The organism is Mitsuaria sp. TWR114 (assembly GCF_007997345.1).
Genome location: NZ_VOSR01000243.1, coordinates 1 through 7,931, shown reverse-complemented (window position 1 = coordinate 7,931; position 7,931 = coordinate 1). Strand labels below are relative to the sequence as shown.

6 protein-coding genes and 2 pseudogenes are annotated in these 7,931 nt (G+C 68.3%); 4 read left to right on the top strand and 4 right to left on the bottom strand.

The window, feature by feature from the left end; all coding sequences use genetic code 11:
* Positions 1-44: 44 nt before the first annotated feature.
* Positions 45-824, bottom strand: a complete 780-nt coding sequence (locus FUT87_RS10655) for an ABC transporter substrate-binding protein (protein ID WP_186830470.1) — start codon at positions 822-824, stop codon at positions 45-47.
* 112 nt (positions 825-936) lie between these two features.
* Between FUT87_RS10655 and tgt the strand changes: the two genes are divergently transcribed.
* Positions 937-2,064: a tRNA guanosine(34) transglycosylase Tgt gene (gene tgt / locus FUT87_RS10650; protein WP_147240993.1), complete on the top strand. Its 1,128-nt coding sequence runs from the start codon at positions 937-939 to the stop codon at positions 2,062-2,064.
* 41 nt (positions 2,065-2,105) lie between these two features.
* Positions 2,106-2,678 (top strand): annotated as a pseudogene (cysC, locus tag FUT87_RS10645) (adenylyl-sulfate kinase); the annotation flags it as partial.
* 7 nt (positions 2,679-2,685) lie between these two features.
* Here the strand turns inward: cysC and FUT87_RS10640 are convergent.
* Entirely contained in the window at positions 2,686-4,155 is a 1,470-nt protein-coding gene (locus tag FUT87_RS10640) for a sulfotransferase (RefSeq protein WP_147240991.1), read from the bottom strand.
* 78 nt (positions 4,156-4,233) lie between these two features.
* Here FUT87_RS10640 and FUT87_RS10635 point away from each other — a divergent pair, with 78 nt between their 5' ends.
* Complete coding sequence (locus tag FUT87_RS10635; protein WP_147240990.1) at positions 4,234-4,734, top strand: hypothetical protein; 501 nt, start codon at positions 4,234-4,236, stop codon at positions 4,732-4,734.
* 66 nt (positions 4,735-4,800) lie between these two features.
* Here FUT87_RS10635 and FUT87_RS10630 read toward each other — a convergent pair whose 3' ends face one another.
* Together FUT87_RS10630 and FUT87_RS10625 are read right to left on the bottom strand one after the other, a co-directional pair.
* Entirely contained in the window at positions 4,801-6,750 is a 1,950-nt protein-coding gene (locus tag FUT87_RS10630; RefSeq protein WP_147240989.1) for an MFS transporter, read from the bottom strand.
* Positions 6,751-6,762: 12 nt separating this feature from the next.
* The gene (locus FUT87_RS10625; RefSeq protein WP_404935388.1) at positions 6,763-7,473 is read right to left on the bottom strand and encodes a DUF2145 domain-containing protein; all 711 of its coding nucleotides are present in this window, start codon (positions 7,471-7,473) and stop codon (positions 6,763-6,765) included.
* Here FUT87_RS10625 and FUT87_RS10620 point away from each other — a divergent pair.
* Positions 7,436-7,873: pseudogene (locus tag FUT87_RS10620) on the top strand (dienelactone hydrolase family protein); the annotation flags it as partial. The gene FUT87_RS10625 and the pseudogene FUT87_RS10620 sit on opposite strands and share 38 nt — an antisense overlap.
* Positions 7,874-7,931: the final 58 nt, after the last annotated feature.

Below are 7,931 nucleotides of genomic sequence, written 5' to 3'. Positions count from 1 at the left end.
GGCATGGGCGCGATTGTCGCGGCGCGCCGGTCATGCGGTCGCGCTCACGGCATGTCGGAGAGATCGCCGAGATGCCGCCGCTTGATCGACTCCACCGTGCCGTCGCGCAGCATCTCGTCCATGGCGTGGCGCATGCGGTCGCGGTCCTGCTGCGGCACGCGCTGGCGGGAGAGCGCCAGCGCGCCGATGCTGCGTTCGTGGGGCGCGTAGGACATCGCCACGAAGGACGCGAACGAAGGATCGGCCCGCCGGGCGCTCGCCAGGCTGTGGGCGCCCAGCACGACGGCATCGCCCCGGCCGGCCTTGAAGATGCGCACCGCGGTGGGCTGGTCGGGGGCGTCGTCGATGCGGCCCTGGGTGCGCAGCGTCGCGATCCAAGACTCCAGCGTCGGCGTGAAGGCATAACCGCGCACGACGATCAGGCGCCGCTTCGAATCGGCGAGGAAGGCCGCCGGCGTCGTGAGCGCGCCCGCCAGCGCCGGCCGCAGGACCACGTACTGCCGGGATTCGATGTAGGGGATGAACTCGACGAGCAGTTCGCGCTCAGGCGTCATCAGCGCGGAGACCGTCATGTCCATCTGGCCGGCGCCGATCTGCGCCCAGATGCGCACGCGGGATTCGGTACGCGCCACCAGCTTGCAGCCGCTGCGGCGGGCCAGTTCGTCGATGACGTCCTTGTCGATGCCGGTCCAGCGGCCCTGGGCGTCGCGGTAGTAGAGGGCGCTGTACTCGTACAGGCCCACCGAGTACGGCCCACAGGCGTGCGCGCTTGTCGCGACCAGACAGGCGGCCGTCGCGGCCAAGGCGGCGATCCAGGACCTCAAGATGCTTCTCCCAGGAGTCTGCGCCCCCAATTGGGACGGGAGTCTACGTCGCCCCTGGGGGAGCCGGTCGGGCGAAACCCCCATCGAAGGGGGGCCGATAATCGCGGCCATCATGCTGAAGTTCGAACTGCTCAAGACCGAGGGCCGCGCGCGACGCGGCGTCATGACGCTCAACCACGGCGTCGTGCAGACGCCCATCTTCATGCCGGTGGGCACCTACGGCACCGTCAAGGGGGTGATGCCGCGCTCGCTCGAGGAGATGGGCGCGCAGATCATCCTGGGCAACACCTTCCACCTGTGGATGCGGCCGGGCCTGGACATCATGAAGCAGTTCGGCGGCCTTCATCAGTTCGAGAGCTGGAACAAGCCCATCCTGACGGACTCGGGCGGCTTCCAGGTCTGGTCGCTGGGCGAGATGCGCAAGATCAGCGAGGAGGGCGTGAAGTTCGCGTCCCCGGTCAATGGCGACAAGCTGTTCCTCACGCCCGAGATCTCGATGCAGATCCAGACGATCCTCAACAGCGACATCGTCATGCAATTCGACGAGTGCACGCCGTATGAGACCAAGGGTCAGCTGACGACCGAGAAGGAAGCCCGTCTCTCGATGGAGATGAGCCTGCGCTGGGCCAAGCGCTGCCAGGACGAGTTCGCGCGGCTGCAGAACCCGAACGCGCTGTTCGGCATCGTGCAGGGCGGCATGTTCGAGCAGTTGCGCGACGTGTCGCTGGCCGGGCTCAAGGACCTGGACCTGCCGGGCTATGCGATCGGCGGGCTGTCGGTCGGCGAGCCCAAGGCGGACATGCTGCGCATCCTGGACCACATCGCGCACCAGCTGCCCGACAACAAGCCGCGCTACCTGATGGGCGTGGGCACGCCGGAGGACCTGGTCGAGGGCGTGCGCCAGGGCGTGGACATGTTCGACTGCGTCATGCCGACCCGCAACGCGCGCAACGGCCACCTGTTCACGCGCTTCGGCGACCTGCGGCTGCGCAATGCGCGCTACAAGGCCGATGAGAAGCCGGTGGACGAGACCTGCAGCTGCTACTGCTGCGCCAACTTCAGCCGCGCCTACCTGCATCACCTGGACCGCTGTGGCGAGATGCTGGGCCCGATGCTGACCAGCGTGCACAACCTGCACTACTACCTCAACCTGATGAAGGAAGTGCGCGAGTCGCTGGACGCCGGCGACTTCGAGGGCTTCCGCACCCGCTTCCTGGCGGATCGGGCGCGCGGGATCTGAGGACCGGTCCGATGACAGCGCCGTTGCCCCTCGCCCCGCGACTGCAGGTGGACCTTGCTGCCCGCAGCACGCTCAAGGGGCACCGTCCGGCGGTCGTCTGGCTCACCGGCTTATCTGGCGCTGGCAAGTCGACGGTTGCCGACCGGCTCGAGCAACGCCTGCATGCGCGAGGCCTGCACACCTACCTCCTCGACGGCGACTTGATGCGTGGCGGTCTCAACCGCGACCTTGGCTTCGCCGCTGCGGACCGTATCGAGAACATCCGCCGTGTCGGCGAAGTTGCGCGGCTCATGGTCGATGCAGGCCTGGTTGTGATCGTGGCGCTGATCTCGCCGTTCCGGCTGGAACGCCAGGCGGTGCGTGAGCGCTTTCCACCGGGCGCATTCTTTGAAGTGCATGTCGACGTGCCTCTGGCAGTGGCGGAACAGCGCGACCCGAAGGGTCTCTATCGCAGGGCTCGAGCAGGCCTGCTCAAGGACTTCACGGGCATCGACTCCCCATATGAGCCGCCTGTGGCGCCAGAGCTGCTTCTGCAAACCCAGATGCTTTCGCCGGACGAGGCTGCGGACGCCGTGTTCGAGCTATTGCGCGAGGCGCGCGTCTTCGCTGTATGAGCGCCTCTCATTCACCGACGAATTCTCCCAGTGCGGTGCGCAATGCGCCGAGGTGACGTTCGTAGTTCCGCCACCGACCTGACGACCGCTGGTACAGCGGCTGCCGAACCTGCCAATTGCTGGGTGTGGCGACGGTCGACCTGCTCGCGTGGAAGTCCAGGCAGGAGTCGTTCCAGCCGAGACCGGCGTGCGCTAGCGCGGCCTCAATCTGAGGACGGGGATCGGTGACTAGCGCGTCGTAGTCCACGTCGTGGATGTCTTCGCCGTAAAGGGATTGCCAGTGCGCCATCAACCGGCGGTACTGGCCGTACCAATGCGCAATGTCCTCAAGGTCCAGCGCGTATGGCATGGAGGGCCCCAAGTGGAGGAAGAACACCGACAGGCAGTTGTCCAGCGCGGCGCGGCGCGTGTGCAGGATCTTCGCGCTGGGGAACAGCTGCTTGATCAGTCCGACGAATAGAAAGTTGTCCGGCCGCTTGTCGGTGAGCAGTGCTGCACCGGGGAAGCGTAGTGCGACGCCGTTGCGGTACTCGCGGCGCATCAGTTCCGCGAGCTCCGCGGGCAGCGGTCGGTCCGGCTGTGACAGCCGCGGAAGAAAGTGGCGCTGGGCGAGCTCTGGCAGCAGGTCGATCTCTCCACCGGGGGTCGCACCCGGATGGCTGCCGAGGATCTGCTCGAGCAGCGTCGAGCCCGATCGAAACATGCCGCAGATGAAGACCGCTGGCGACGGTGCTTCGTCCACGGCCGCTGGCGCCGGCTGGCGCGACTGGCTGATCAGCGCGTCTATAAGCCGCGCATGTGCCTCGCGGTCATAGCTCAGTGGCGTGCGGCCATAGCTGTAACGCGCAGCTTGGTTGGCGGTGCCATAGACGGCGAACGCTTCATCGTACGCGCCAGCGTCATCGAGGCCTTTGCCCAACGCGTAGGCGAGGTCGGCTTGCTCCGCCGGGCGCCTCCCCGGAACGCTGAGCGCATGTCGCAGGCGATGGATCAGCGGGTCGGCGGTCGAGTCGATATGGCGCAGGTTGGCCAGACGGGACAGCGCGAGCGCGTGGCCGGGCTCGACGGTCAGCGCTTCCTCGTAGCGGCGATGGGCGGCGGCGCGTTCACCGCGCTGCTCATGCAGGTTGCCGAGGTTGACCAGTGCAGGCAAGAAGCGCGGAGCGATCGCAAGCGCTCGTTCGAGCTCCGTCATCGCCTCGTCCGGGCGGCGCAGATCCTCGGCCAGGATCACGGCGCGGTTCAGATAGATCTCTTCCGGCCCGACGGCGCCGAGCAGCCGGGCTCGGTCGTAGGACACCAGCGCGGCCTCGAAGTCGCGCTGAAGCCGCTGCAGATATGCGAGGTTGAACCAGTCGTCCGGCTCTCCAGGAGTGACGCGCAACAAGGCCTCGTAGGCGGCGATCGCTTGCGACGGGCGGCCGGCCGCCAGATGGTCGACAGCAGCGTCGCGCAAGGATGAAACGGGGTCTTGCATGGAAATGGAGGGCCGTCGGAGGGCGGGCGGCGATTCTGGCACGCGGGTCGAGGCAGCGGCCCTGGCATGATCCCGGCCATGCTCAAGTCGTTGCTCGCGCCATTGCGCTGGCTGATCCGCGTCGTCCTTGCCGTCGTCATCCTCTTCGAGGAATGGGGCTGGGAGCCGCTGCAGCGGGTGATGGCGGCCATTGGCCGGCTGCCGGTGCTGCGGCAGCTGGAAGCCGTGGTGCGACGGCTGCCGCCGTACCTGGCGCTGGTCGTGTTCCTGCTCCCGGGCCTGATGCTGCTGCCGATCAAGCTGCTGGCGCTGTGGCTCATCGGCATCGGCCGCCCGGGACTCGGGCTCGCCGTGATCGTGCTGGCGAAGGTCGTTGGCACCGCGATCGTCGCGCGGATCTTCGCGCTCACGCATCCCGCGCTGATGACCCTGCCGTGGTTCGCGCGGCTCTATGGCCGTTGGACCGTCTGGAAGGAAGCACTGCTCGCCTGGGTCCGGGCGAGCGCGGTGTGGCGATCGGCGCGGGCGCTCAAGCTCAGGATCCATCGGTTGCTGCGACGCGGGACGCACAGCGCCTGATTGACCCATCCCGACCTGATCACCCCGTCCTTGACCCCTTGCAGCCTCTCCTCAGGACGGGACCACTCAGCCCCGCGCCTCCGACGGCTGCGGCCGGCTCGCCGCCGCAACCGGGTCGAGCAGGCCCTGCACCTTGGCGCGCAGTTCCTCGACGCTCACGTCGTGCGGCAACGGCGCCCCGACCTTCACCTCCAGCCGCCGTCCCGGGCGCAAGCTCCCCAGCCGCGCGGCGGTCGATTTGCCGTTCCTCGCGAACGCGGTCTCCCACAAGCCGCTCAGGCCCACCGGGATGACCGGCACCGGGTTGGCGTCGAGCATCCGGCGGATGCCGGGCTTGAACTCCGCCAGCTGACCATCGCGGGTCAGCGCGCCCTCGGGGAAGACGCACACCAGCTCACCGTTGCGCAGGGCCGCATCCACCGCGGCCAGCGCCCGCTCGAGCGTCTCGGGTTCCTTCTTCGCCGACGCGATGGGAATGGCGTTGACCTGGCGGAACAACCACGACAGCACCGGCACGCGGAAGATGCTCGCGTCCATCACGAAGCGGATCGGCCGCGGGCAGAGCGCGCTCAGGACCAGCGCGTCCACGTAGGAGACGTGGTTGGGCGCGAGGAGGGCCGGTCCTTCCTCGGGAATGTGGTGGGCGCCCGTGGTGCGGAGCCGGTAGATCGTGTGGACCACGAACCAGCTCAGGAAGCGCCACAGGAACTCCGGGACGGTCCGGTAGATGTAGATCGCCACCAGTGCGTTCAGGCCGGCGCAGATCAGGATGATGCTCGTCACCGAGACGCCGTAGGCGAGCAGGCCGGCCGACATGCCGGCGGCGATGACCATCGCGACGGCGTTCAGGATGTTGTTCGCGCTGATGATGCGCGACTGCCGCTCCGGCGCGGTGCGCAGCTGGACGAAGGCGTACAGCGGGACGATGAAGAGGCCGCCGAACACGCCCAGCAGCGCGACGTCGCCGAGGACGCGGAGGCTGCCGCTGGTGGCGAGGAATTGAGTCCAGGTCAGCGGCAGCTTGGCCGAGGAGGCATGCAGCGCCGCGGCGAAGCTGTCGCAGGACCAGGCCAGGTCGGCGGTGAACAGCGACAGGCCGATGGAGCCGATGGGCACCAGGCCGATCTCCACCTTGTGGCCCGACAGGCGCTCGCACAGCAGCGAGCCCGCCGCGATGCCGATGGAGAAGGTGGCCAGCAGGACCGTCACCACCGTGGTGTCCCCCTGCAGCACTTCCTTGCCGAGCCCGGGGATGTGCGAGAGGACCACGGCGCCCACGAACCAGAACCACGAGATGGCGAGCAGGCTGTTCCAGACGCCTTCGCCTTCACGCTTGCCCATCTTCACCGTCGCGAGGGTCTCGGACACCACGCTGAAGCGGAGCTTCAGGTCGGGCGCCGCCTCGCCGGTGGCCGGGATGAACAGGCTGGAGGCCAGCCCCAGGATGGCGAAGGCCAGCAGCGCGACGGACAGCCAGAGCGGGTTGGTCGTCATCGCGGCCATGACACCGGCCACCAGCGTGCCCAGGAGGATGCTGAGGAAAGTGCCCATTTCCAGCAGGCCGTTGCCGCCGGTGAGTTCCTCCTTGGCCAGGACCCGCGGCAGCAGCGAGTACTTGACCGGGCCGAAGAACGCCGAGTGGCAGCCCATCGCGAAGATGGACGTGAGCAGCACCGGCAGGCTCTTCATGTAGAAGCCCGCGCTGGCCACGACCATGATCGCGACCTCGGCGGCCTTCACCGCGCGGATGACGCGGGCCTTGTCGAACCGGTCGGCCAGTTGCCCGGCGTAGGCCGAGAACAGCACGAACGGCAGGATGAAGAGACCCGCCGCCATGTTCGCGACCAGCCCCGCGGACAGCGTCGTGTACTCGGTGGCGTGGAAGGTGACCAGCAGGATGACCAGCTGCTTCAGGAACGAGTCGTTGAACGCGCCGGCCAGCTGCGTGGCGAAGAACGGTCCGAACCTGCGCTGCCCCAGCAGGGCGAATTGACTGGTGTGGGAAGAGTCGCTCATGGGAGGGCCCGGTCAGGGGCCGGCCGTGACGCGCTGCGTCGCCTGGCCGCGGCCGGTGCGGTTCAGCCAACTGAAGATCGTGTCGGCTGTCGTGGTCTCGATGTGGCCGGAGAAGCGGCGCGCCGACGGATGGTCGTCGAAGGCGACGTTGGCCATGCCGATGCGCGCGCCCAGCCGCTTCGCGGTCGACAGGCGCAGGTCCGACGGCGTGTAGCCCTGGCGCTTGAGCCAGTCCTGCGCCTGGGCGCGGTTGAAGACCTCGCGCGGCGCGGCGGCCGCGGCCAGGGTCTCCAGCGCCCACTGGTTGCTCTGCTGGTACTCGCGCGACCAGGGGTAGGCCACCATGCTGTAGGCCGGCGTGTGCATGGCCGCGGCTCGCGCGTTCTCGCGCAGCAGCGGCAGCAGCGCCTGCTGCAGTTCGGGCTGCAGCACCGAGAAGGCGGCTTCGTAGCGGACCGGGTTGTCCATGAAGAACTCGCCCAGTCCCTGCCGGTACAGGTCGGCCAGCGCCGTGCCGCACTGGTTGAGCTTGTGCATCACGCGCCAGACCGGCCTCGCCGTCGCGCCGCTGCCCGCGGTGTCGCGGTAGACGAACCCCACATGCGACCAGCGCAGGCCGTACTCGGTCAGGTCCTGGCCGGCGCGCGCGAGCAGCACCACCTCGGCGCCGCTGCGGTCCAGCGCCGCGGCGGTGGCCTGGGCGAACGGGATGGGAGGCAACACCTCCAAGCTGGGGATCACCGGCTTTTGCTGGGGCGGTCGGATCGTCTGGCTGTATGCCGCCCACAGCCGCGAGCTGAAGGCCGGCGTGGCGTGGTACGGCCGCCTGCAGGGCCAGACCAATGCGATGACGCCCAAGCACCCGATCGACGTCGCGGCCCAGCTGAACGCCCCGGTGCTGGGCTTGTACGGTGCGCAGGACAACGGCATCCCGGTCTCGACCGTCGCCGCGATGCAGGAGGCGCTCAAACAAGGCAGCGCGGCGGCCAAGGCCAGCGAGTTTGTCGTCTACCCTGACGCCGGCCACGCCTTCCATGCCGATTACCGCCCCAGCTACCGGCCCGATCCCGCCAAGGACGGATGGGCGCGCTGCCAGGCCTGGTTCAAGCAGCACGGGGTGTGAACGTCCCCGGCGCAAGGGGGGCTTGACGACTCTGAGACAATTTTCGGAACCCCATCCG